Source organism: Candidatus Liberimonas magnetica, assembly GCA_020523885.1.
GTDB classification, from domain to species: Bacteria; Elusimicrobiota; Endomicrobiia; order Endomicrobiales; family JAFGIL01; genus Liberimonas; species Liberimonas magnetica.
Map to the genome: position 1 here is coordinate 85,564 of JAJAPY010000009.1, position 25,022 is coordinate 110,585.

General features: G+C 33.4%; 27 protein-coding genes. 8 read left to right on the plus strand and 19 right to left on the minus strand.

Annotated elements, in window-relative coordinates; translation table 11 throughout:
- Window positions 1-255 precede the first annotated feature (255 nt).
- Together LHV68_08700 and LHV68_08705 are read right to left on the minus strand one after the other, a co-directional pair.
- Window positions 256-870, minus strand: coding sequence for a hypothetical protein (locus LHV68_08700; GenBank protein ID MCB4791952.1), 615 nt, complete (start codon window positions 868-870; stop codon window positions 256-258).
- A gap of 171 nt (window positions 871-1,041) precedes the next feature.
- Window positions 1,042-2,082: a hypothetical protein gene (locus LHV68_08705; GenBank protein ID MCB4791953.1), complete on the minus strand. Its 1,041-nt coding sequence runs from the start codon at window positions 2,080-2,082 to the stop codon at window positions 1,042-1,044.
- A 407-nt stretch (window positions 2,083-2,489) separates the two neighbouring features.
- Here LHV68_08705 and LHV68_08710 point away from each other — a divergent pair, with 407 nt between their 5' ends.
- The 8 genes from LHV68_08710 to LHV68_08745 all read left to right on the plus strand — a co-directional run bounded on the left by LHV68_08710 (window position 2,490) and on the right by LHV68_08745 (window position 6,627).
- Window positions 2,490-3,203: a sigma-70 family RNA polymerase sigma factor gene (locus LHV68_08710; GenBank protein ID MCB4791954.1), complete on the plus strand. Its 714-nt coding sequence runs from the start codon at window positions 2,490-2,492 to the stop codon at window positions 3,201-3,203.
- A gap of 62 nt (window positions 3,204-3,265) precedes the next feature.
- Window positions 3,266-3,988 (plus strand): hypothetical protein, encoded by a 723-nt coding sequence (locus LHV68_08715; protein ID MCB4791955.1) that lies wholly within the window; start codon window positions 3,266-3,268, stop codon window positions 3,986-3,988.
- Between the two features lie 15 nt (window positions 3,989-4,003).
- Entirely contained in the window at window positions 4,004-4,738 is a 735-nt protein-coding gene (locus LHV68_08720) for a hypothetical protein (protein MCB4791956.1), read from the plus strand.
- A 15-nt stretch (window positions 4,739-4,753) separates the two neighbouring features.
- Window positions 4,754-5,047: a hypothetical protein gene (locus LHV68_08725; protein MCB4791957.1), complete on the plus strand. Its 294-nt coding sequence runs from the start codon at window positions 4,754-4,756 to the stop codon at window positions 5,045-5,047.
- Between the two features lie 40 nt (window positions 5,048-5,087).
- Window positions 5,088-5,321: a hypothetical protein gene (locus LHV68_08730; GenBank protein ID MCB4791958.1), complete on the plus strand. Its 234-nt coding sequence runs from the start codon at window positions 5,088-5,090 to the stop codon at window positions 5,319-5,321.
- Between the two features lie 42 nt (window positions 5,322-5,363).
- Window positions 5,364-5,549, plus strand: a complete 186-nt coding sequence (locus tag LHV68_08735; protein ID MCB4791959.1) for a hypothetical protein — start codon at window positions 5,364-5,366, stop codon at window positions 5,547-5,549.
- 5 nt (window positions 5,550-5,554) lie between these two features.
- Window positions 5,555-5,791 carry a hypothetical protein gene (locus tag LHV68_08740; GenBank protein ID MCB4791960.1) on the plus strand — a complete coding sequence of 79 codons (237 nt, stop codon included), beginning with the start codon at window positions 5,555-5,557 and terminating at the stop codon, window positions 5,789-5,791.
- Window positions 5,792-5,805: 14 nt separating this feature from the next.
- Complete coding sequence (locus tag LHV68_08745; GenBank protein ID MCB4791961.1) at window positions 5,806-6,627, plus strand: metallophosphoesterase; 822 nt, start codon at window positions 5,806-5,808, stop codon at window positions 6,625-6,627.
- A 138-nt stretch (window positions 6,628-6,765) separates the two neighbouring features.
- On the opposite strand, the gene LHV68_08750 is transcribed toward LHV68_08745, so the two are convergent.
- The 17 genes from LHV68_08750 to LHV68_08830 all read right to left on the minus strand — a co-directional run.
- A complete protein-coding gene (locus tag LHV68_08750) occupies window positions 6,766-7,287 on the minus strand; it encodes a hypothetical protein (GenBank protein MCB4791962.1) in 522 nt (173 codons plus the stop codon).
- A 139-nt stretch (window positions 7,288-7,426) separates the two neighbouring features.
- On the minus strand, window positions 7,427-7,993 hold the full coding sequence (locus LHV68_08755; GenBank protein MCB4791963.1) for a hypothetical protein: 567 nt from the start codon (window positions 7,991-7,993) through the stop codon (window positions 7,427-7,429).
- Between the two features lie 87 nt (window positions 7,994-8,080).
- Entirely contained in the window at window positions 8,081-8,458 is a 378-nt protein-coding gene (locus LHV68_08760) for a hypothetical protein (protein MCB4791964.1), read from the minus strand.
- A 64-nt stretch (window positions 8,459-8,522) separates the two neighbouring features.
- A complete protein-coding gene (locus LHV68_08765; protein MCB4791965.1) occupies window positions 8,523-8,717 on the minus strand; it encodes a hypothetical protein in 195 nt (64 codons plus the stop codon).
- A gap of 32 nt (window positions 8,718-8,749) precedes the next feature.
- Entirely contained in the window at window positions 8,750-11,674 is a 2,925-nt protein-coding gene (locus LHV68_08770; GenBank protein ID MCB4791966.1) for a DEAD/DEAH box helicase family protein, read from the minus strand.
- Window positions 11,667-13,598, minus strand: coding sequence for a DUF262 domain-containing protein (locus LHV68_08775; protein ID MCB4791967.1), 1,932 nt, complete (start codon window positions 13,596-13,598; stop codon window positions 11,667-11,669). Before LHV68_08775 ends, LHV68_08770 begins: the two co-directional genes overlap by 8 nt.
- A complete protein-coding gene (locus LHV68_08780; GenBank protein MCB4791968.1) occupies window positions 13,598-14,881 on the minus strand; it encodes a restriction endonuclease subunit S in 1,284 nt (427 codons plus the stop codon). The genes LHV68_08775 and LHV68_08780 overlap by 1 nt, the downstream gene beginning before the upstream one ends.
- Before the next feature lies 1 nt (window position 14,882).
- Window positions 14,883-16,895 (minus strand): type I restriction-modification system subunit M, encoded by a 2,013-nt coding sequence (locus LHV68_08785; protein MCB4791969.1) that lies wholly within the window; start codon window positions 16,893-16,895, stop codon window positions 14,883-14,885.
- A complete protein-coding gene (locus LHV68_08790; protein ID MCB4791970.1) occupies window positions 16,888-18,765 on the minus strand; it encodes a hypothetical protein in 1,878 nt (625 codons plus the stop codon). Before LHV68_08790 ends, LHV68_08785 begins: the two co-directional genes overlap by 8 nt.
- Complete coding sequence (locus LHV68_08795; GenBank protein ID MCB4791971.1) at window positions 18,758-19,264, minus strand: hypothetical protein; 507 nt, start codon at window positions 19,262-19,264, stop codon at window positions 18,758-18,760. The genes LHV68_08790 and LHV68_08795 overlap by 8 nt, the downstream gene beginning before the upstream one ends.
- Window positions 19,252-20,334 (minus strand): restriction endonuclease, encoded by a 1,083-nt coding sequence (locus tag LHV68_08800; GenBank protein MCB4791972.1) that lies wholly within the window; start codon window positions 20,332-20,334, stop codon window positions 19,252-19,254. The genes LHV68_08795 and LHV68_08800 overlap by 13 nt, the downstream gene beginning before the upstream one ends.
- A 34-nt stretch (window positions 20,335-20,368) precedes the next feature.
- On the minus strand, window positions 20,369-20,644 hold the full coding sequence (locus LHV68_08805) for a hypothetical protein (GenBank protein MCB4791973.1): 276 nt from the start codon (window positions 20,642-20,644) through the stop codon (window positions 20,369-20,371).
- Window positions 20,634-21,281 carry a hypothetical protein gene (locus LHV68_08810; GenBank protein ID MCB4791974.1) on the minus strand — a complete coding sequence of 216 codons (648 nt, stop codon included), beginning with the start codon at window positions 21,279-21,281 and terminating at the stop codon, window positions 20,634-20,636. The genes LHV68_08805 and LHV68_08810 overlap by 11 nt, the downstream gene beginning before the upstream one ends.
- Window positions 21,282-21,366: 85 nt before the next feature.
- The gene (locus LHV68_08815; GenBank protein MCB4791975.1) at window positions 21,367-22,227 is read right to left on the minus strand and encodes a haloacid dehalogenase-like hydrolase; all 861 of its coding nucleotides are present in this window, start codon (window positions 22,225-22,227) and stop codon (window positions 21,367-21,369) included.
- Window positions 22,228-22,294: 67 nt separating this feature from the next.
- Entirely contained in the window at window positions 22,295-23,068 is a 774-nt protein-coding gene (locus LHV68_08820; protein MCB4791976.1) for an ADP-ribosylglycohydrolase family protein, read from the minus strand.
- A gap of 454 nt (window positions 23,069-23,522) precedes the next feature.
- A complete protein-coding gene (locus tag LHV68_08825) occupies window positions 23,523-23,918 on the minus strand; it encodes a GIY-YIG nuclease family protein (protein MCB4791977.1) in 396 nt (131 codons plus the stop codon).
- 238 nt (window positions 23,919-24,156) lie between these two features.
- Window positions 24,157-25,022: IS3 family transposase (locus tag LHV68_08830; protein MCB4791978.1), on the minus strand; the 866-nt coding region annotated here is incomplete at its 5' end.

A 25,022-nucleotide genomic window follows, 5' to 3' on the forward strand; every position in this document is an offset into this window, starting at 1 on the left:
TTTTAGTAAGACTGACACTTGATGTTCCTTTACTCTTTTGATTTTTGCGGTATTTTAGAATTTATCTTTCGCTTACAGGTTCGTGTTAATCTCAAGATATAAAAACTTATTTGAGAAAGGAACATTATTATGAGTAATTAAAATAATTAATAGAATTAATTGATTTTAAGACGATAGGAATAATGATTTGTAAATGTTTGAAATGTATTGAAAAGTTTTGAAAATGCAGCGAAATTCTAGTGTTGGATAGGTGTTTTATGAATTCGAGGAATTCATGGATTTACGATATCTTTCGGCATTTAATAAATAGTCTTCTCGTTTTGATCCTATAAAAACTTTTATATTTATTTTATTTTCATCTAAGACTTTGTTTATAGCTTTTCTTAGATGTCTCATAATTTTTGTTACATAAATATGCTCTTCAGGTTTAATCTCTCCCACCCAGGCTTTGGGAAGTCTGTCTATTTTAGATTTCACTATCCGTACAACATGTGCTAGAGTCGTAGACTGTGTCCTTGAACGATTCATATTTAACAGCTTTTTAAGACATTCTGCATACACTCTTGGCCATTCAGGTTTTAATATTTTATTATATGATTCTCTCACAAAAAATACAGGATACTTAACTCCCATATAGTATAAATTAATTTGATTATTCTTGGTTGTCTCTATAGCTGGCAAATTGGCAATTCTGCCAGTGGTTGCCTTCGTCAAATTAGTTTTATTGCTTTGCCTAACTTCAAAAAGCATATTCAAAAGTTCTGCATGAAGAGATATAAATTTATTGAATAATGCCTTTTTATTAGGGGAAATTAAACGTACCTCTAACGATGACAAAGGATATGGTTGCCAATTAGATTGATTTTTCATTTATCTCTTTATCCCAATTTATCTATTTTACAATAGTATTATACTCACAAAGTAGCTTTGATTTTATACTATTTTATCTATAAATATATCGGATTATATTCATAGTATAAAAAGAGGATAAAAAGGGTATTTTGGAGATAAATGGAGAATTTACATGCTTATGATAATAAATTATAATGCTACATAGTTAACCTTCTTAAAAACGACATTTGCGTGTAATTTGAAGCCATTTTTGATTCCAGCAGTTACTAATTTCTTTGCAATTATGCCAGTTTTGTTAGCAATTATTTTTGCAAAAACGTTAATATTCTTGTTGATGTTCTTGTAATCATAAACATTAATATTAACATAAGCTTCAGGTGTTTTCTTTAAATAATATTTATAATAATTTATACGAAAATCATTGAAACTACACGGATCTTTTGTCCCATAAGGAAAACATTTTATTAGTTGAATGTACTTTTTGGGAATATCATTAAATTCTTCCCCATTAATTTTAATAATACTGTTATTGATAATCTCAATATTAGGGATTAATGATGGTTTTTCTGGATAATCATCTTTATTGTTAGTATATGTCCGTTTTGAGTGCCTACTATAAATATATCTTTCTTCTTCATTTTTGAAAATTATCATTTTCCCAAATAACTTAATAAACCTACATATTTCTGTGTGATACGTTATGACAACAGATATTTCATCTCCACGTTCCGGGCGATAAACTCTCCTATTATAGTTATCTTGGGAATTTTGATATGCAGAAGAGCTATATGGGTAAATAGATGCATGTGTTTTTGAATAAACTAACTTGCCTATACATGAATCTATGAATGATCCTTGCAATGTGCTTAAAAGTTCTGCATTTTTATCAAACGATAAACTATTTATCGCTATATAGACACTAAAATAGGCATTTTCAAAAAGAAAAGGATTGTATTCTGTCTTAAGGTTTTCAACTACAAACGTACTTTTCCCCATCAGATAAGAAGCTAGTGGCTCTCTTTGTTTTAAATCTAAATCATATTCATTTTTAATGTTGTCTATCACGAATATTTCAAAATGTTGATCAAGAAAGAGTTTAATATTATTTAAAACAATGTTTTCATATTTTAAATATACAACGCAATCTTTTTTGTCTAAATACTTCTTGTTTATATCTATCTCCTCAACTCCCAACCTTCTTTTACTACCAATCATTAATACTCTTGACATAATTGATTACCTCCGGATTTATATTTTATACAAAATAAAGCCACAAGTTATAGTTCTAGTTTTCTGGATTTTAATGGTTAAAAAACTACCAAAAAGGAGGATTTGTGCATGAATAAATAGGTAAATTTAGATTTTTATATTTAAGCAAACAAAACAAAGTCGGTACAGCTATTAGGTAATATAGAAGTAAAAATAAAAGATAATAGAAATAAGGCATTACAAATACTAATATTAGAATAAATACGTTTGATTTGTAAATACATAAGTAAGATAAGGAGTTTTAACATTTATTGATGCATAATATGTAGATAATTTTTATTAATAAAAACGCTAGTTTGGGTTCCCGGGCCCAAACTGGCGTTTTTTTTGTTTCTAAATGAAATCAAAACTAAAAAGGAGGATTTACCATGACTAAACATTTGGACTATTTCGCATATGCAGGAGAAATTAGGAGTAAACCGCTTTTGACAGAATTAGAAATAAAGCAGCTTTTACTAAAAGAAGAAAGAAACAAAGCTTTAGAGATCATAATATCAAGGACTTTAAGACTCGTTTGTAAACATGTTCAGCGCTACAGCAGCTTTTCCAAAAGGCTAGGTTTAGAACAATTCGACCTTTTTCAAGCTGGTGCAACCGGTTTAATTTTGGCGCTAGCAAAGTATTCCTGCAATAAAGGATACTTCTACAATTACGTAACTAAATACATTAAGGCATACATCATAAATGAGGTATTTTCAAATTTTGGATACTCAAGAAACATTTGTCTGAAGAAAATGAAGCTTGGCCAGAATATTAATCCTACAGATTCATTGGAGTCGATTGTTTCGGACAATTCTGAAGATAACTCCCCCATCCTTTTGCAAGATGTAATTCCATGCCCTAATGATAAGAAGGTTTATCTTACTATGGAAATCAACAACCTTCTTTCTACACTAAGAAAAGATCATAAAACACCTTCTAACTTGTCACGGGAAGTACTTGAACTAAGATATTCGGTAGGTTCCAGGCGGTATTTAAATAGACCGATGAGTTTTGTAGAAGTTGGCCGTATTTTAAAACTCTCAAAGGAAACTGTAAGAAAGGTTGAGTTGAAGGCAATAAAACATTTACGAGCTATTTAATAGCCATTTTAGGTTTCCTGGTTTACTATCTAAATGTAGGTAATTTGAAAAGGAGGCAGCAAATGAAGAACAAGTATAAGCCGTTAAAAGGACAAGGTTTAAGAATTGACGAACTGCAGAAGTATGTAAATGTTTCGATAAGCGGGCATGGGATTGTAACCCATAGGATAATTGCTAGCAGGTTAACTAATTCCCCCATCTGTATTCCCCATTTTTTGGGCAACCAGGAAGGCCCACATGGCGATAGCAATCTTCCCGGAATAGCTGCTATGGCTAGAAAATGCAGATACGGAGGCCATACTGCTCTTCATGATGATACTGCATTTTACATAAAGGCATATGGTTTAAACCCTACCAAAGCGAAGTATAAAGAAATCAAAGGAACCCGAGATGAACTGAGCTTTTCTTTAGATGTAAATAAGACCTTTTATAAGGCTAACCATCTCATGTATACCTGGATGTGGTCAAGGAAGGATATGTTTGATCTAAAAAAACGAGATAGAAAGTGTTACACCTCCATAAAGATAGAATATCCCACTAATCTTCTGTATTACCAGATAGCTTTCGGAGTAAATACACAGCTTAAAGGAAATCCTGTACTAGTTAAGGTCGATTCTCTGGGCAATAATAAGGTTCTTAAAAGGCTTATTACAAGGCCTGAAATACATGAAGATTACGGGATGCTTGAGATGAACGAAGAAGATATGTTGTGTAAGTATTACTGGGTTGAGATTAGAAAGCCGGAATTAGGCTCAACTTATAAAATCGTCTGGAAAGCTAATTAAAGGAGGCTTATACCAATGAAAAACAGATTTATTATCAAAGAGTACTGTAAATACATAGTACCATCCTTTAGCGGCTATGGGGTAGCTTTCCATGAAATAACTGCTGTTAATAAGAAGTGTTCTGAGCCTCTTGCCATTGATCATAGCTTCGGCTGGGATGAAGGCTTGACCCCATGTCTCGGCAGTATCGAAGAAGCACAAAAGAGGTTCTTGGGCAAAAAACAGCCCAAGAACAGTAGTGAGTACAGCTTCCATGTTGTATCAAAACAGGGATTTCGCAATGAGGGAATAATCAAGGAAGTTTCTACTGATCAGCCATATAAAACATTCAGGTTATTCTGGGATCTGTCTTTTGGATTTAGAAGTGAAGCAAAATATCTCTGGTGCTGGCTAAGCCCGGTAATGTTTACCACATACAAGAAGAAAGAAACACGGCATAGTCTGTTAAAGATTGAATATCCCACTAAGAAACTCGTGTTTAAAGCCATTTTCCATAGGTTCTCCCCTGTAGATACTAATCCTGTGCTAGTAATTATTAAAGAGAACGGAAAAGAGCATAAGATTGGAACACTTAAGGAAGTTAATCTTAATAAAGAAGAATTAGGATTCAATCTTGAACAAAGAGAAAGTTTTAAGTGTTACACAGCTACTGTTAAAAATCCAAAAGTAGGACAGGTATACAAAGTTGTATGGAAAAATGGTTATAAGGAATTGGAAAAATATCTCGGCTGGTTTGAGGCCAAGCGATAAGGGAGGTGATTTCAAATGTACAGTAATGATGAGGACTGGCTAGAATTTTGTTTTAAATTCTTGTCCGTTTATGTGCTGGGTGGAATAGCAACCATTATGGGTGTTTTTATAAACATAGCTGCCAATATCTTGATAGCCGTCCCGTTCTGGCTTATCTGGACGGTATTTAAAATCGGAGCTAAATATTTCTATTTTCTACCGGATTTATATCATAATATTTCACTTTGGAGCTGTATAGGAATCTTTTTATGTATTGGAATGGTAAAACTGCTTTTTGCTCACAATTCGGCTACAGTAAATACGAAATAGATAAGTTACGGACAAAACTCAATGGGAGGTGACATTATACATGCAAGTAAAGGAAATATCAGTTAAAAGGCACATAACCCTGCCTGATGGGCAGGGTATGGACATAGCAGTATCCGGTTGCGCAGAGATAGGTGTTGATATGGAGCTGGCAAAGCTTGAGCTGCAAAATGTGTTAAACAGCGGGGTTTTAACCGTTTTAAAAAATGAAATACTCCGGCCCCTGGAAGAAAAGTATTCAAGACCTGTCCAAAGACAGGCATTGAAAGCCTCCTAAGAAAATGTAGTAGACGCATATACTTGCATAAAAGGATTACACATGAAAAAAGCAGCAAACCTTAAAAGCATTATTGGAATGTTTAAAGACAAAAGAAACGTTTCTAGAAATCATGATAAGTATGTATTTAGTGAAAAGCCAAGAAGAAAATTGTCTAAGCGTTTTAGGCTAATGAAAAAAATGAAGGAAGATAAAGATTTATTTGAAAATAACCCAAAAGGAGAGTGATGAATATGAAATGGTTTTACACAGTACTATGCTGGCTAACCGCCGGCATAGTATTTTACGGAATGTTTTTTAAGCTGGCGCCATACATTTGCACACTTGTACCGGCAGGCCAGTGGCAAGGACTGATAAAAGTAGGAATCTACTTTATTATTGCTTACGGCGGCGGTATAGGAATACCTCTAATCCTGGTATTTTTTAGTACAATAATACTGTTAAAATCAAGTGAATTTGATAACTTCTAAATGAGAGGCATAAAATGAAACTAATGGTTACTACTGATTTGCACGGAAACACATGGAAATATAAAAAGCTATATCAGGAAGCCTGCAAAGTGCGCCCCGACGTTTTAATCAACGCCGGGGACATGTTCCCTAATGACGGCAATAATCTCTACCGCCAAAAGGAATATATTGAAAATCAGATAAACGAGCATTTCTATGCATTTAATAAATCTGGGATGTACTACCTGTGTTTCCCGGGAAATGACGATCTTATGACATTTGACGGGCTTTTTCAGGAGGTATGCGACAGGTATCCGTATGTCAAGAACATTGCACAGCGCAAGGTGCAAATAAACGGTTATGATTTTATCGGTATGTCATGGGTAGTTGACTATCCGTTCCTCATCAAAGACAGGTGCCGGAAAGACACGGAAGATCGTGAAATAGGATTCCAGAAAGGCACGGCTCTGCATTCAACAGTAACCGGTTTAAAGGAAATCCCAAACTGGAAGGAATATGTATCAACTCTGCCAACAATAGAAGAAGAGCTTGAGAAACTCGAGCGACCGGCTAATATGAAAAAGGCAATCTATGTTACTCATATGCCGCCTTGTAATCTGGAGCTGGACGTTTGCATAAATGGAGAAAGGGTTGGTTCTGAAGCATTGTACTTTTTCATCAGAGACAATCAGCCTCTGTTAACCCTTCACGGCCATATACATGAATCTCCTGCCATGACAGGCTGCTGGAAGGCTCAATTAGATTCAACTATCTGCATCCAGGCAGGCCAAACAGATGATCTAGTCTATGTTGTAGTGAATTTAGAAACTATGGAATGCGAGCGGGTGTTGGTGTAATGCAAAAAATAGTTTATATACTTAGTGAAGTCAGGCGCCGATTTTTTATTATCATATAATTATCCTTTCCCCTTCCAACATCTGAAATCAGCTGACAGACTCGCAGGTGAGGGTCAGCAGGATTGATTTTTTAGGATTTTAGTACAATTCCCACTGATTGTAGACATCGGTTATATATCCTTTTTTTTGTAAGTTTTCTGCAAAACGCAAGATATAGTTTAAAAGACCAAATAAATTTTCGGTTGATGATTTTAACTCATCGGGATTATAATCTCTAACCAATGGGACATATCCTTTACCTCGATGTATCTTTTTGTCAACCCGGGAAAATGAAATTTCATCTTTGCCAATAAAATTAGGATCATAATATGAATGAATATAAGTATTTCTTTCCTTTCGGAAAGAGTCTGACTTCGAAATTATGTAAGACAATTGTTCAATTAAGTCTTTGTCATTTACTCTAAACCTAAATAAAGCATCTAATACATCTAGCAATGTATTGAATTGAAGTTTTGATGCTATAATTACCCCAACTTTAGGATTAGCTTTATCATTTAAACATGAAAATATACCTATCAATTCATGTTCTAGTGACTGGAATGCAATAATATATTCTCCTATTGCAGCATGGGTTTTCTCGTTGCTATGTGATTTATTCATTTAGTTATCTATATCTTAAGAGACGTTGTTAGGCAATTCGGTATTAGAGTATTTTCCACATTTTAAGTCCATATTGTATCTATAGTGTCAATAAATGACTTTTTATCTACAAATTCTTAAGCCGTCTGTACAGACTTACTTATTTCTGGATATTCTGAATTTTCTTTTCCTCAGACTCAGAGAGTATTTTGATGAACTTGTTAAAGCGATCTGCCATCCAATCATAAATAGACTGAGCAAGCCGCTTATTAACCTTTACGGTGCAGTTATAGTAAACAGCATCGTCCTTTTTATTTTTTGCCTTTAAGTGAACTTCTTTTATATTTCTCTTTCTAAGTTCAGAGTTAATAGTGGCTGTAATTGAATGAAAAAATGAAATATCAAATTGTTCATCTTTTATGCTTTCAATATGTTTTTGAAACTCCTCTCTGTATTGGTCTGAGCAGAAGAACTTCTTTCCTGAAATCCCTAATTCCCAAGCAGAAAGAAACTCCTTCTTGTTCTTAGCAGCCCAGACTCTACCCTTAAGGCCATTCTTCAATACGACTTCTTCCTCATCCTTAGGATTAGATACAGCTTTAAATCGAGAAAGGGCTTCTCTTTCCTTAGCAATGCAGTCATTACATTTAGCTTGAGTCTCAGAAGAATCCTTAAATGGAGCTATTTCACCAATGGTTTTCTTACAACTGGAACATATTATTTTCATACTTATAGTCTTTAATTAGACGTTATGTAATAGAACAACTCCTTACAACATCTTATATGTAATTTATTACAGATTATATAGACTAATTTAATTAACTTTTGTTATGATAAAAGGGACAAACTTTTCCTGAGCAACAACAATTTCTTCTCCAAGTTTTGTTTCTATCTGCGGCACTAATATCTCAAAATTGAAATCTAGCCTTCGCCTAGTAGCAGGATCTTTAAGAATTTCATTTCTTATTTTCTCAGCTACTATCCGATCTGCATAAGACAATATTTTGCCTAAGATAATATCATCAAAATCAAATGAAGCCGCATACATAATCTCATGATAATAGTCAACCAGCGATGTATAGCTTGCTTTTCCTAATATATCTAGGTTATACATCCTAAAATCATAAAAATAAATAGATTTTTCTTTTGTTATCCCTAATCGTTTATGATATAAGCCATAATCTGGATTCATTGTTTTCAGACCTTTTCTATGCTTCTAATCTATTTATAGATACATTATTTCCTTACGCCTTCACCTATTTCAAAATCCAGTGTTTTCTCAAACCATCAGAAAATAATAGTTTCGCATAAGCCTTTGGACCATATTTTTTCATATTTCTTTTACGCTGAACTTCCCCTTCACTTTCAGCTTTTGCATATGCATCGATAATTAGATCTTTATTCCCATGTAACTGCATATATAATTCACGCATTTTATCTCTTTGGTTCATAAAACCTCATTTCTCTTAAGGAACGTGTATATTTACGATATTCTATTGTCCGACTGTGTTTCATTTTTTTTATTGTATTCTTTGTAAATCAATTCAAACAAGGCATATTTTAATTTTTCTCTTAGTTTGTCATTCTCTACTAACTTCTTGTAAAATTTCATATTGCTGTTTAGGAGCTTGGACATTTCATCTTCAAAATATTTATCAAATACAGCGCGGACATTTTGTTTTGAATTATTCTCGATCTTATTTGTAAGGTCACTGTTATCCAAAAGATTGTCTTTAACTCTTGTTAAAAATATCTTGTCATCACCATTAAAATCTGTTCCAAAGGCTTCATTTAAATCTTTCAATATTGTAGAAAGCTTTTTGCTAGCTTCTGCGGAGTATCTACCCGCTTCTTCTGACATTGGTTTAAGACTTTCGCCTGCGGTAAGACCTATTTCTTTTTTACCTTTATCTACAATCTTATAAGATTCCATATCTACATCATCAAGAACATTATAAGGCAAAGGATTATTTATCGTAGGGAGCTTCTTTGAAAGGAATTTATTAAAGATATACAGTTTCTCAAGATTGATATCAGTAAAGGGAATCAATTGCGATAGAAAAGAGTATATATTCTGATACCTTCTAATAGTTTTCTTGAATTCAACCTGTTCAGGCTTGCTTCTTTTAGAAAATTCCATAACAATCGGGCTCAATATATAATGCAAAACTGCCTGAGATTCTTTCTTTTTATAGCTTTTGACAAAGCTTTCTACCTCATCTTTATTAAAAATCCTTAATTCGTAAAGCTTTTGTTCAAGTTCATATAACTTATGAGGATCAGTCCCGCCCTCCAAATAAGTAGATTCATAATAAGGCTGAAAAGCCTTCTGAATAACATCTGGCTTGTTGGCAAAATCAATTATCAAAGTATCTTTTTTAAAAGGATATATTCTATTAGCCCTGCTTAAGGTCTGAACAGCAGTTATCCCATTTAATTGCTTGTCTATATACATTGTATGAAGCAGCGGCTCATCAAAACCAGTCTGAAACTTACTAGCTACAATTAATATCCTATAGGGATTCTTTCCAAATGCGTCTTGAATAGACTGCTTAGGGCCTAAGTTATTCATTGATTTTTCGGTATAATCTTGCTCGTCATGCTTTACAACACCTGTAAACGCTACAAGTGTCTTGATTGGGTATCCACCTGCCTTTATCTGCTTGTCAAAAGCTTTTTTGTAAAGAACTGCATGAAGTCTTGACCTTGTCACTACCATAGCCCTTGCTTTGCCGTTTATTTTATTGATTGTAGAACTCATAAAATGCGTAAGCATTATATCTGTTTTTCTATCAATGGCAACAGGATGCTTTTCCACAAAAGACCTTAACAATCTTTTCGTTTTCTTTTCTTCAAATTCAGGATCCTCTTCAATCTTTTTAATAAGCTTAAAATAAGTGTCATAGTCAACATAATTCTTTAAGATGTCTAAAATAAAGCCCTCATCTATTGCTTGTTTCATAGAATACAAATGGAAAGGATAATAATTGTCATGCTTATCTTTTATTCCAAACATTTCAAGAGTTTTGTTCTTCGGAGTTGCCGTGAATGCAAAAAAGCTGACATTTTTCAAATTTCTTGAAGATTCTAAATCTCTTAATATCTCTTCTTCAAAATCATCAAGGTCTTCTGCATCAATTAGCTCTGCTTCATCAAGACTTTTGGCAGATAATACCTGTTTCATCTTTCTGGCTGTAGTTCCTGTTTGCGATGAATGAGCTTCATCTATTATCACAGCATAATTTCTATTCTTTAAATCTCCTAGTTCCTTTAAAACAAATGGGAACTTCTGAATTGTTGTAACCACAATATTGCTTCCATGTACAAGAGCTTCCTGCAATTGCTTTGAGTCTTTATCAATTCTCTCTACAACACCTCTTGTTTTCTCAAAAGCCTGAACCTGGTTTTGTAATTGTTTGTCAATTATTTTTCTGTCTGAAACAACAATTATCATGTTGTAAATTCTTTCATCCATCTTGTCAAATTTATTCATTAAGCCATGTGCAAGCCATGCAATGGTTTTTGTCTTGCCGCTTCCAGCACTATGCTGAATAAGATAGTTATTTCCTGGAAAACATTGATTCAATAAAAGGTTTACACAGTCAAGCTGGTGGAATCTCGGGAAAATAGGATATTCCTGTCCAGACTCTTCATTCTTCTCCATAAAAATGAAGCTTGAGATAAGCCTAGACAGCTTGTTTATCTGAAAAATATCATTGTATAAATAAGACGTTTTATAATCGTTCTGAATAGCAGGATTTTCAAGACCTTTATTAAATGGCAAAAACTTGGTTGTATGGCCTTCCAACTTTGTTGCCATGTATATTTTTTCATCGCTCATAGCAAAATGAACCAGACACCTGTTGAAAATAGGTTCTTTTGGATTCCTGTCTTGTTTATACTGGGAGATTGCCTTCTCTACACCCTGCGTAAAAGTGTCTTTGAGCTCTATTGTAATTATGGGCACGCCATTGATGAACAAAACAAGATCAATTCTATTACCTGCATCTCGCTGCTCATACTCCAATTCATCTATTACAGAAAATATGTTCTTTTCATGTTTTTCAAATAAATCGGGGTTTTTATTATTATTAGGCTTTGGATAAAAGAGTTGAAAATTACAGCCGACATCCTTGAAACCATTCCTTAAAATGTATATTGTTCCCTTGTTCTCAATTTCCTTCAATAGCCTGAAAAGAAATTTCTGTTCAGACTGTTCTCCATACAATTTACAGAATTTAGACCATTCTTTTGGTTGTGTATCTTGAATGAACTTAATTGCCAACTCAGGGTCAAGGCAGGAAGATTTATTGTAGTTACACATACTCCTTTTTTTATAGCCAGTAGAGCACAAATGGGCAATTATCTGATTCTGAAATGACTTTTCCGAAGTATCTGTGTTAGGCATTTTCTCGTTCCTCTGTTTCATCAAACACTATTACTTCCTCATTAATGCAGCAGTTTTTGTTTATAAGATTTAATATTTTCTGAGTTCTCTTAATTAAGAATGGTTCGAATCTATCATTTTTTAGATCATTATACATTTCTTCGTCTATCAAATGATCCTTTAGAATAGATTTAAAATCTGGTATGTTCTCATATAATTTAAAATACTCCTTGGGATCTTTTTTCTTAATCTCCTGATTTATTTCACTGCTAATAATACAGATATTCGCAATATTATTTATTATAGCATTAGCAACTTTATCATTTTTGTATTTCTCTCTGATCACCTTAGCTAATTTAGAATTATATGGGATTATATGGTGTTTATTGTTTTTTGTACTAGTCCCTATGTATTCTACTAGATTTATTTCAGTTTTTCCGTTAAAATCTTTTGGTTTTAGTGAGTTTAACAGCAAGATTACTGATTTATACAAATAATTTTGATTGTCATAACCAGTATCGATTAGTTTACTTTTATCTATTTGTAAATCTTCATTTAATATTGATAGATTTCTGTCTCTTTTAATATGTTGAAGAAATTTATCTTTTCCAGATGAATATTCTTTTAAGTCAGCCTCAATTCTCTGTAGTTGAGCACCAGGAAATCGATTAAAAACCATTGTATTCCAAAACCATTTATTCAAAACATCTAAATCTGCTTTGGAGTATTTCTCTTTTGAAAATATATAGGCTAAAAAAGAAAGTATCTTATTGTCTGTAAAATCTACATCGATAGCATTAAGATTGACTTGATTCTTAAAATAGTTGTTTATATTCTCCAATACACTTCTTACCCCTAATAATTTATCTTGAATGGATTGAGCCTTCAATTTATAAATGTCTTCTTTTTGTAATCCTACTTTGTTATCGCTATTTATAAATACTGAGATAATTCTTAATAGTGTGGTAGAATCAATGTTGTAATAAAGGTTTTCATCATCAGGAAGAGTCTCCTCAGGAGATAATTTTAATGGGTTAAGTTCATTCTTATACTTTACCTTTAATATGGCTTTACCAAGATTGAAGGTATATGTTTTATCATTAAATAGCACATTCTCATAAGTTTTTGCGACCATTATATCAAAAATATCAAGCTTAACATTTTGCGTATTAATTCTCTCGAATACTGTAACTACTTTATCCAAATCCTCAGATGTCAGGATTTGATGTATTTTATAGGATTTTATTATTTCTTTAAAATTTTCTAAAGGTTTTTCTTTGCTTTTTAAGTACTCTCTTCTTCTTTGATATTCTGTTTTGGAAATCATTTCTTTATCAAATTCATTATCTATCTTTTCTCTCTCTTTATCAATCAAGTTTTTAGGGAAGTTTAAATCTTCATTATATAGATGACTCATGTCAATAAACCTAAATTTATCAAAATTATCTTCACTAATTAGTTTTCTAATACTTTTATCCTGAAACTCTTTAAGTTTTTGATTTTCGGTAACAAATTCGTCGTTTTCTATGTCAAAATAAATCTTATACAATTTAGCATTCTTTTTTCCAAATCTGTAAAGTGGCTTACCTTTAAGAACCCCGTATAGAGTAGTAACTCTTTGCTGTCCATCTAAAATATAAGTATAACCCGAACTTCTTACATCTTCTAAAGGGATAGTCTCTTTTTCTCCGACTCTCCTATGGGCTAGTTTTTCATCAGTCTTCCATAACAGTAGATTCCCTATAGTATAGCCTCTATAAATACTGTCAAATAAAAGTGTAAACTTATCTGCTCCCCAAACAAAGTCTCTTTGAAATTCTGGAATAACCCAATTCCCTTCTTCAATTTCATTGATAATTTTTGAAATATGTATTGGTGGGGCATAACTATCCTCCCCTTCATTTTTCTTTACCCTTTTATATTCTTTTTCTAAATTTGTTTCCATTAGGCCACCTTCCTTATATCTATTTTCCCAGTTACTGCATGATGGATAAGGGATTTTTTATATTCTTCGAGCAGACTAATTTTATTTTCGATTTTATTAATAGTTTTATCAATTTTTGAGGTTGTCTTGTCTAAATAGTCTACTATTTGGATTTGTTCGGATTTGGGCGGATAAGGTATTTTTATGTTTCCTATTGTATCCGTGTTTAAATTAAGCTGTGTGCCAAGTTTTCCAAGCCCCTTATAAGGTTCACCTCCGATAAATACCCAAAACAAATAATCAGGAAATAACTTTAATCTTTGAAAATAAACAAATCCATCATGAATACAACATTTCATTTTTGTAATTATTGGCTTCCCAACGCTACCTGCAATTGAAATAAATATTTCTCCAGGTTTTAAGGGAACGCTCAAGGATTTTCCTAGAACTGATAATTTCTCATAAGTTTGTGTAAGATATCTGCTACTTGCAGTCACATCCTCTATTCTAACCCAACCATATTCACCGTTTTCATCAAAATACTTCGGCTCATCTATAGGTCTGGGAGACGCCCCTCTTCTAACATATGAAAGCTTATTTATTTTCCTAACTTCCCAATGCTCAGGAATCTTACCAATCCATTCAATACCAGAAGCCTTGAGCTTTGCTTTGGAATTCAGCCCTTTTGTTACAGCACTATTTATTAGAGAAACTCTTTTTTCTTTCAAGAGATCAATAAGTTTTGCGTCTGTCTCAATAGTCTTGTCAATTTTATCTGTTGTTTTATCGAGATATACAGCGATTTGAATTTGTTCTTGTTTTGGCGGTAGTGGTAATTTGATATTACTTAATTGGATGGAATCTGCTCTAGGCATTTTTACACCATCTGTTAAAGAATTTACGTAATCGATATACCCACTTGATAATAATCTATATTTAAAAAATATCGGATTGGTTTTTTCATCGCATTCATAAATGATTAATTCAGATGTGCAGAAACCATCCGTATCACAAACAATCACCTTGGCTAAATAAGGTCTCAATTTGCAAAACAAAACATAACCTTTCTTAAATTTTAATGATTCACCTTCTATATTTTCTATTGAATTATAGGAAATTAGTTTTCCACTCATAGATTCTATATTTTCTAGTCCGATGAAATGACTGGATTCATCCGCTTCTGTTGTTTTATTACGCTTTTCAGTAGTGAAGAATTTTATCTTCTTGACTTCCCAATGTTCAGGGATCTTACCTATCCATTTAATACCGGAGTTATTATATTTTTGGTAAGGCTGAAACCTCATTTTAGAATTCCTCTTTAAGAAGCGTTTGTATTTCAACTGTCACCTTATCAATATCTTTTTTTATAGCTTCAAGCCCTCTTGGTGGCTCGTATTTGTAGAAATACTTGGTAAAGTTTAATTCATAACCAATTTTGTCCTTGGTTCTATCCATCCACGCATCATGATAGTATGGTTTTACTTCCCTCTCAAAATACTTATCTATATTCTGTCCTAAAGTTATTTTTTCAGAGTCCCTTAAATTGCTATCAGGCTGATACTTACTCTTTACATCAAGAACATAATCTGCTGTTTCGTCGTGTTCAGACAAAGCTAATATTATTGATTTGATGAATGTTGGCTTTAAATCAAATCCTTTCAATGCCTTACTGACTTCTTTTTCAAATGCTTTCCAATTCCTATATAAGCGATTGCCGATGTTCTTCAAAGCTTTAATAATTTTATCCTGTCTCTGCTTCCCTTGCACCTCTTCGTCTAATTTATTTATTGGATTTTTGCTATTACTTTCGGCCAATCCTGAAAAAGCACCTACAGCATAAAGATTTTCAAGCCTTTCTTCGTTGACCTGATAATTAAGTTGCAAAGGTCGCTCTACTATAACCTTTGTATATCCAAATTCTTCTTTCGCAAATATCTTGCAGAATTCATTTTCCTCAAATCCATTATATAGTTCTACTATTTTCTGTATATGTTCAGGGGAGAGTTCGTTCCTTTTGTTGCCTAGGCTTTTTCTCATTTTATGGAAATAGGAAGTCGCATTAATAAGCTGTATCTTGTCAACTCTCTGAGTAGGTTTGTCATTTGTCATAACCCAAATATAGGTATTTATGCCAGTATTGTAAAATAACTGATTAGGGAGAGCGATAATCGCTTCAAGCATGTCATTTTCAATTATCCATTTTCGAATATCACTTTCCCCCTGGCCTGCATCACCCGTAAACAATGGAGAACCATTTGTAATGGCCGCTATTCTTGATCTCTCTTCCTTTTTCATCTTTGATATCATGTTCTGAATAAATAGCAACTGACCGTCATTGATCCTGGGAACTCCTGCGCCAAATCTTCCATCAAATCCTTTCTCTGCCTCTTTATTAACAGCTTCCTCATCCTTTTCCCATTTCGTGCCATAAGGCGGATTTGAAATTATAAAATCAAACTTCATATCAGAAAACTGGTCTTTTGAAAGTGTGCTCAAAGGTCCCTTAATATTATCAGAATTCTCACCCTTCATAAGCATATCGGCCTTGCAAATAGCGTAAATTTCCGGTTGTAATTCCTGACCGAAAAGAACTACCTCAACAGCCTTGTTTATGCTTGTAATATAATCCTTAGAGCCAGTAAGCATCCCTCCAGTACCGCAGGCAGGGTCATAAACAGTTTTTATAATATTCTTCTTTTTTATATCAACTTCACTGTTTTCAAACATCAGGTGGGTCATCAGGCTTACAACTTCCCTGGGTGTAAAGTGGTCTCCGGCTTCCTCATTTGATTGTTCTGAAAACTTTCTTACTAATTCCTCAAAAATAGTGCCCATTTCATGATTGGAAACTTGATCAGGGTGTAAATCTACTTTTGAGTCTGAAAATTTCTTTATTAAAAGATACAGAATATCAGATTTGGCAAGCTGCTTAATATGCTCTTTAATTCCAAAATTATCAAAAATATCCTGAACATTTTTACTAAAACTATCCATATAATGCAGTAAATTTTGCTCTATATGTTCAGGATCTTCCAGAAGTGTCTTAAAATCATACTTTGAGTAATTATAAAACCCCAAAGTCTCACCCTTCTTGTTCTTTGAAGCAGACCTTAAAACATGTTCTAAGTTCTCAAATTTATCTTTATACTTGTTATAAGCCTCCAGCACAGCCTTTTTGCTATCACTTAACACACAGTCAAACCTTTTGAGCACAGTGAAAGGCAATATCACTTTCTGATATTCATTCCTCTTAAAATCGCCCCTCAACAGGTCGGCCAAATCCCATATGAACGTTATTTTTTCTTGAAAGTTACTCATTTTCTGATTCCTTAGATTGTTCTCTTAAAGGGAAAAACCCGTATCTATCTACATTTTCATTCTTTGAAAAATGCTCATAAGTAATTAATTTTTTTATTTTAAGTTCAGGGTCTTTGTTCTCTAATATAAATATTTGGAAATCACTATCTTTACCATATTTTGATAAACTTTTGTAAAATAATTCTTGAATATTCTGAGGAACTTTGTCGTCTTTTGGGATGTTGTCTTTATCCTGTTCTTTATAAGTTGTTAATGGGGAATCTAACACAAGGAAAAAAGGGTGAAATTTATTATTAGTCAAACAATAATCCATTAGGCCTACCATAAAGGCTGATTGGTATATAGCTCTAAACCCTTTTCCGCAATGACTTCTTGGTTTATCATCAATTTCAATATCATTTTCAGTTTTATCAAAATAAACTTTATTGCAATGAAGCCCCCATTCTGCAAGATATTTTTTTATATCATCAGAAAATAGGTCGTAAAGCTCATTTGGAACAGATCTTCCTGGTATCTTCTTAACTTTTTCTTCAAGCTTTGCACTATAATATTTTTTATCCCTTGTAAGTTGATTAATCTCTTCGTTTAAAACCATTACCCTAGACTTATCTTCTTTAAGATTTAAATACTCCTCAAGTTTTTTTCTGTTTATTTTTGAAATAGGATTCAGTTTATTGATTATATACTTATCTATTGCATGATATTCAATTATCCTGGATTTCAGTTGCTTACCGAGTTCATCTTTTTGATTATTAAGCTGTTCTAAAGTATCAATGAGCTCCTTTTGCTTCAGTTTAATATTATTTGATTCGGACACTAAAGATTTTATTATACTATCTGTATTATTCTTTTCATACTTATCAAGAACATCTTGCTTTATTTGAGAACCACAGATAGGGCAACTAATATCTTGAAGCTGGTCAATAAATTGTTTGCCCTCATTAATAAATTCAAGCCTATCCACATCGCTCTTGTAGTGCTTACTTAATAAATTGAACCTTTTCTCCAACTCATCTATCTGTGTAATCTGACTTTTTAACGATTCAATTTCTTTCCATACATCTGCTCTTTTCTTTTCTTCTTCTATTACATTATTATGAGACTCATTTATTAGTTTGGTAAATTCATCAATCATTAAGTTTATATTTTCTAATTCCAAGTCTTGAAGACGCTTACTTAATTCATCTAGTATTTTACTTTTACTAACGATTGATTCTTCAATAAATTCAATTTTACCTTTAATTTTATTTTTATAAATCTTAGGGTCTTCAAGAGATTCTAATTCATCGTCATCTTTACCAGACAAAATAAGCTTAAAAACAGATTCTTCTACAGTTTTATTAATAACTTGTCCCGAATAAATGGGAGAAATTGTAGAAATTATCAATTCTTCATTAATAAGACAAAGGTTTGCGATATCTCGAAAACTTATAATTCTTTTCTCATTCCTAGCGTTTACGCTCATTTTTTTTCCTTCCAAGCCAATTAAACTTAATAGGAAATAAGATATATTATCATCAGACTTTGAGCTATGTATTGAATTTAATTTGTTTGTACTCACTTTGTCAAAATTATCAATGACAGTCTGAGCTACATAAATTTTTGAATCTCCAAACTTTCTAGAAATTGTAAAATCCCTATTATCATAGGTACACAAATTCAACCTGATTTCATCATACCCTTCCGCTTCTTTTATTTTATTAGGCTCTTTATTACTACCAAGAACATAGTTAATACAAGTGAATACATAAGATTTTCCTGTGTCAGATGCACCTTGAAGAACATTTAAGCCCTTATTAAATGATAGTTTTGCAGGTTTCACATTTTTACCAACAACCCGTAATTCTTTAAAATAAAAGCCTTTATGCATTGTTTAAATCCCCCACTAGGTGAAATTCACGCGAAAATTCAGCACCCCACTTACCAAGATTGCCCTGCATAAACGCATTTAACTTATGATCTTGCATAGAGTCAAATACCTCACAAATCCATCTTGCCCTTTTATCAAGTTCTTTTGAGTAGTTAGCATTTAAATTGCTTAGAAAAAGTGATGTATTTGTATTGGAATTATACTTGATTCCAGTTTTTGAATATTTAACACAAATTAAACCTTTTGAAAGGAGAATATCAATTCCTTTTTGAATAATTTTTCTGCCTATTACAATTTCACATGACCTGTTTGGCATTTCAGGGTGCAAACTTTCGAAGGGAGCATCCGGTATATCAGATGAATGAACTAAAATATAATGATAATAAATTAGTCTCTGTAAGTCTATAAATCGTTTTTTGCTATTTTTAAATATATATAGTAGTCTTAACCCTGTTTCTAAGGGTGAATTGAAAAATAATGGTGCCTTTATTTCTTCCATTTTATATCATCTCTCTCATTGGCTAAATGATGACAAATGCCCTTTCTGTCATCTAATTTAACTTCACTCATTAGTGGATTGTTAGTTATTTGTAATGCATCTGCACGGTCTAATACTTTTTTTAGCCTTACAAATCCATTCTCAGCGTCTTCTTCTATAGTATTTATAATCCCTGAGTATATTTCATTCTTTAAGTTTTCAAAATGCTTGAAATCAGGGTCATTGATATCCCTTGAAAATGCTTTTAAAGACTCTGCACAGAAAAAATATTCCCTTTGCCTATTGAAGTTATTTTTCAAATCAGGATAAGCATCTAATTTTTTAGTATTTTCAATATCTTGCTTCAGATATTCACTATATGCTTCCAATATTTTTCTGATATAAACAGATTCTATATCCTGAATTTCTTGAGGCGCTGGTTGCGGCAGGGGGCGTGTTTTGGCAAATCCACCAAAGCGAGAGGTAAAGTAGCAAGTCGTTTTATACTGTTCAACAAATTCTAAAGGTTCAATGTAATCAAATATACTAAAGCTGAAATTATCAATATATTGTCTAAAGTTCTTATCCAAATCTATTTTTTTATCTGTCTTAATTTTATTCTTACAATTTTTGTCCCAATCATTTATTAATGTCTGTTTAAGACCTTCTGGTTTTTTTAGTAAATCGTGAGCTTTTGTTCCTACACCTAATGGCGAAACAAAATAATATTTATTTGGAATAGTCAGTTCTTTATTGAAACAATAATAACAAAGCTTGCCTATCTCGAGCAAAATATCAGGTAAACCAAGTTTGCGGTCATAGTGCTTGCATTGGTAATTATCCCAAATATCGTTCTTATAGTCTGAATAAGCTGCTATGTCTCTACCTTTGTCCCCTGACCCACCCAGATGATATACTTTCTCATATTTTGTTTTTAAATACCCAAAAGCCCATTCATGTACTATTTCTTCAAAGCTATCTTCGTCAATTACCTTTAGTAACTTTAATGGTGGCAGGGGCTTAGATAGGATTTGAGCATTTGATAAATCAATCCTATAATTGGGCTTTTCTACATCCTGGATTTCACTCATATTATCTTACATATACCTTGCATTTAAATACTTTTTATCCTAAAGGATTGGCATACGCCTTCAAAAGTTTCAAGGCAACCGTTCCGCAAGTCTCGATTTTATCACGCAATTGATTAAGTCTGTTATTATCATCAGTTGCACTATTAACAATATCCATAAGTTCTTTTAAGTTCGCTTTATCAGCTGGTATTGGAAATAAGGCATTAAGACGTTCAGGAGAGAGGTTTGTAACCTTTGCGATTTCTTGTGAAAGTTCTTCATCTGTCTGTTGCGCAGCCTTTTTAGAAGCGTCATCAAATCTATTTGCCATTGCTACCCTCCTGAACAAAGGTTTGCTTTGCATCCTGAACCAATGTTCCTAAATCCTCTATTTTACCTTCATAAACCGATATCTTATCTAGGGTTTTGTTCAGTTTATCAAAAGGAATAATCCTATTTAACGGCATATTAATAGTCTTTAACAGTTCATCACGAGTAGCATTTACCTTTTCAGCTGATCTCAAATGTGCCGTCAGAGTCTCATTCACTGCTTCCATTTGATCATAGTGATCTTCAATTTTTACTCTTAGACTTTTTCCTATATCACTCAAGGCATCAACAAGAGCGGTTCTTCTTTCTTCTATACGTTTGCTGGCAGATTCCCCAAATTCTTGAATAATTTGATACTTTTCATCTTCATCTTTTGCTTTATTCAGTTCTTTCACCACATCTTTATCTTTATTTTTAGTAAAGTTTTCCATGAATTTAGGAATCCATTGGTTTTTCATAAAATCGTCAATCCTATTTCTACGCTCAACAAGATATTCATCTAATAATGCAATATGAGCAGCTCTACAGTTACGAATCATTCCAGAAAGTTCCTGACTAAGCATAGCTGATTGCTTTGGAGTACTAGCACAAGCAGCCAATATTACAAGCAAAAATAAAACTGATATTTTTTTATACATAAAACCCTCCGAATTATACAGAAGCAATCCATTTTATTCTACCTCTTTTTGACACAATTTACCAACATGTAAGACCTAAACCTATTTATTTGTTGTTCTGTCTTTTGATATATTGGGTCATCTCGTATTGTTGTATTATTGTATCTACTATTACCTTTATTGAATCTACCAGAATACTGTCTTTTCTGTAATCAGCAGGGGCTATAAAATTAACCCTGTCGGCTTCAAGCAATTTCTGGCAAGTATTCTTGCCTTTTGGCTCACCGGGTTTATATATTGCTATTGCATAGCCACCATTCTTCTTGGTTACATTCATGGCAGGGACATCTGAGAGGCCATCACCGATGTATATCATGTTCTTAAAGGGTATCGGGCGGTCGTTTTCAGGTGTGTGTTCATTGATGCTTTCGCCTATTTTTTCTTTTCCTTTATTTATTCTGAATAAATACTGTGTTTTTACTGTGTCTGTGATAGCAACTTTTGGGAAATCTGGATAGCCTTCTTTGTCATACAGATATTCAGAACCGAAAACATTGAAAAACTCATTCCTGATTGAAATTCCATCAAGTATCTCCTTCAATCCTGAAGATATTATATAATGCCTTACTTCCATATTTCCCTTAACTTTGCTTTCAATATACTTGTTTATGTTGTCAAAATAGCCCGGAACTCCAGCAAAGTAAGTTATATCTCCACCTATTTTGTTGAAATACTCTTTGGAGATAGGTGTTCCTTCATTTTTTGCCAGATCTATTATCTTCTTCATCCACATTAAGGTATTTTCAGCTTGCAAATGTACGCAATCTTTATATATGCCATCCCAAAATTTACGGGCATCCTTAACACCTATTTTGGGAAGCAAGGTATATTCCTGCATAGAGTTTGGGGTAAGTGTCCCGTCAAAATCATAAACTAAAGCAATAATGTTTTGTTTGTATTTTCTCATAATTTTCCTTTTTTCTGCGAGTGTTATAAATAACAGAGAATCATCTGTGAATTTATTTAATCAAAAGTCATAATACACTATACTTTTTATAGAATTTCTCTGTAATATTCCATAAATCAGGTTCTAATATCTTCTTTACCCATTCTTTGATATGATCAGGAACAGAGCCATAATATGCTTCTGCAATACCACCTGTTATGCACGCTAATGTGTCGCTATCCCCTCCAATTGATACAGCATTTCTAAGAGCGTCTTCAAAATCGGTTGAATCAAGAAAAGCAATAATAGCCTGAGGTACGGTTCCCTGACAGGATCCATTAAAGGTGTAATCCGGCCTTATATCTTCAACGGTTGAGGACAAATCATAGCCAAATTTCTTTTTAATATAATTTTTAATATTAGTTTTATTTTTTTCAGTCCTTGCAATGAAAATTGCCGCTGCGGTTGCTTCGGCTCCTTTAATCCCTTCCGGATGATTATGGGTAATTTCTGCACTTTTTCTTGCCATGTCTAATGTTTTTTCTATTGAATTATATGCAAACCCTACAGGGCTAACTCTCATGGCAGACCCATTTCCCCAGCTATAATAAGGTTCCGGTTCACCATATCTTGCCCACGACGCAAAATTACCACCATATCCTCTTCCTGGATATGATATAAAGTACTCCTGTAATTTTTTAGCGAACGGTTTCTTATTTATAATACAATCAGCTACTGCCACGGTTAATACTGAATCGTCTGTAAAGTCACATCCGGGGCTAAAGAGCGGAAAATCTTTAGTCTTAATGTTATTAAATTCATATTTTGAACCGATAATATCACCAGCTATTGCACCTATCATTTATTCCTTTTCATTAGTTTTGAGTTCAGCACTTATTTAATTACAATTTATAGATTATTTAAAAGCCTATTTTAAATTATATCCCAAAAGTTAACTTTGCTGAAAGGTTTGTAATATGTCCGTGTTTGTTTCTAATATTCTATCCTGTATGTAGCATTTATGTGCGATTAGTAATGCTTCCGTAAGTGCCACACTTCTTACATTTATCACCTTCAAAATTTTGATTAGGGCAATCCTTAATTTTACATCCTTCGGCACCGCAGTGTAAACATTTGAAAATTAATTGCCCACAAAAACCTCCATCAGATTTCCTTTTGTCACAGTATTTACTCATAAACAACCTCCTTGGTTTTAGAATCTCGTGTCATCTAACTAGCTTCACTAACTTACAATTGACTTTTCTATAATCGCGACAAAGTATCGTGTCTAAATATTCCTTTTTAATATCGCATTATCAAACAAGTTTCCAATCTTTTAATTTAACCCTTATTTTATTAAATTTTTTGTAACGACGTTGCTTATTTAATTTGTTTGCCCTTGAGTCTTTACTATATATTTGTCTAAATAAAGCTTCCAATTCATGAATTTCATCTTTGTATATGTTTTCATGTACTTCGAAAATAGTGAAGTGCGTCCATTGTTTATGTTTCTTCTTAGAATGTTTTCTAATCCTGCCGAGCACCCCTGCTTTTTCCCCAGCAGAAAGACCAATATAAACAACATTGTAAACACCATGTCCCTTATCTTCCTTTAAAAGAGCATAAATACCCTTTGTATTGCGGGGGATCTTATTAATATCTTCTTGTGGTCTGAATTCATCCCAGCGCTTTATAAACCTACATGTGGACATTTGAATTTTCTCCTTTTACGAAAGAAATAGGGGACTGAGTCATGCAATTCGGTATTCGTTTTCTCCCTTCTTGACATATTGTATCTTTATTCTAAATTATTGACGTGTAGACATACCCCATTCACTTCGATATTTCAACATTTACAGCTAGAGCAATATCTAAAATATGTTTTCTCAAATACCCTTGATCAGCAAAATCAGTTTGATCTTTCCCCGAAAAAGTGGACACAAGGAATGGTTAGGCTGCTTGTGTTAGGCCCTGCAGTTCTTCAAACCGGGCAGGGGATTTATAACCCAGCGTAGAATGCCTGCGGAACCTATTGTAGAACATTTCAATGTACTCAAACAAGCTCGTCTTTGCCTCCTCTCTTGTCCTGTAACGCTCAAAATATACCAACTCCGTCTTTAACGTATGAAAAAACGACTCTGCACAAGCATTGTCATAACAATTACCAGCTCCGCTCATGCTTTGCAGAAAACTCCTTGCTGAAAGCCTCTTCCTGAACTCATAACTCGCATACTGGCTGCCTCTATCCGAATGAAATATAAGCCCAGCCATGGGATTCCTGTTTATACATGCCATTTCAAACGCTTTTATTACCAAGTCATCCGTTAGCCGTTCTTTTACCGCCCAACCTACTATGCGCCTTGAATACAAGTCCAGAATAGTCGCCAGATACGACCAGCCTTCATCAGTCCAGATATACGTTATGTCCGATACCCAGATTCTGTTCGGCACAGTAACCGTAAAATTCTGGTTTAACAGGTTATCAGCTACCGGCCTGTTATGCCTGGAATTCGTAGTCACCTTATACTTCTTCTTGGTCTTGGCACGTATAGCGTTCTTACGCATCAGCCGTGCCACACGGTTCTTACCAACCGTTATCCCGTCATCAAATAAAGCACTTTTTATGCTCGGGCTTCCATACGTTTTCCTGCTTAATTCAAAGATCCCTTTTATCTGTTTCAACAACAGCTCATTTTCTTCTTCCCGAATACTTTTCTTGCGATTATGCCAGCGGTAATAACCGCTTCGGCTCACCTCTAATACTTCGCACATTCCCTCTACCGTGAATTCGCAAGTATGCTCACGGATAAAACAAT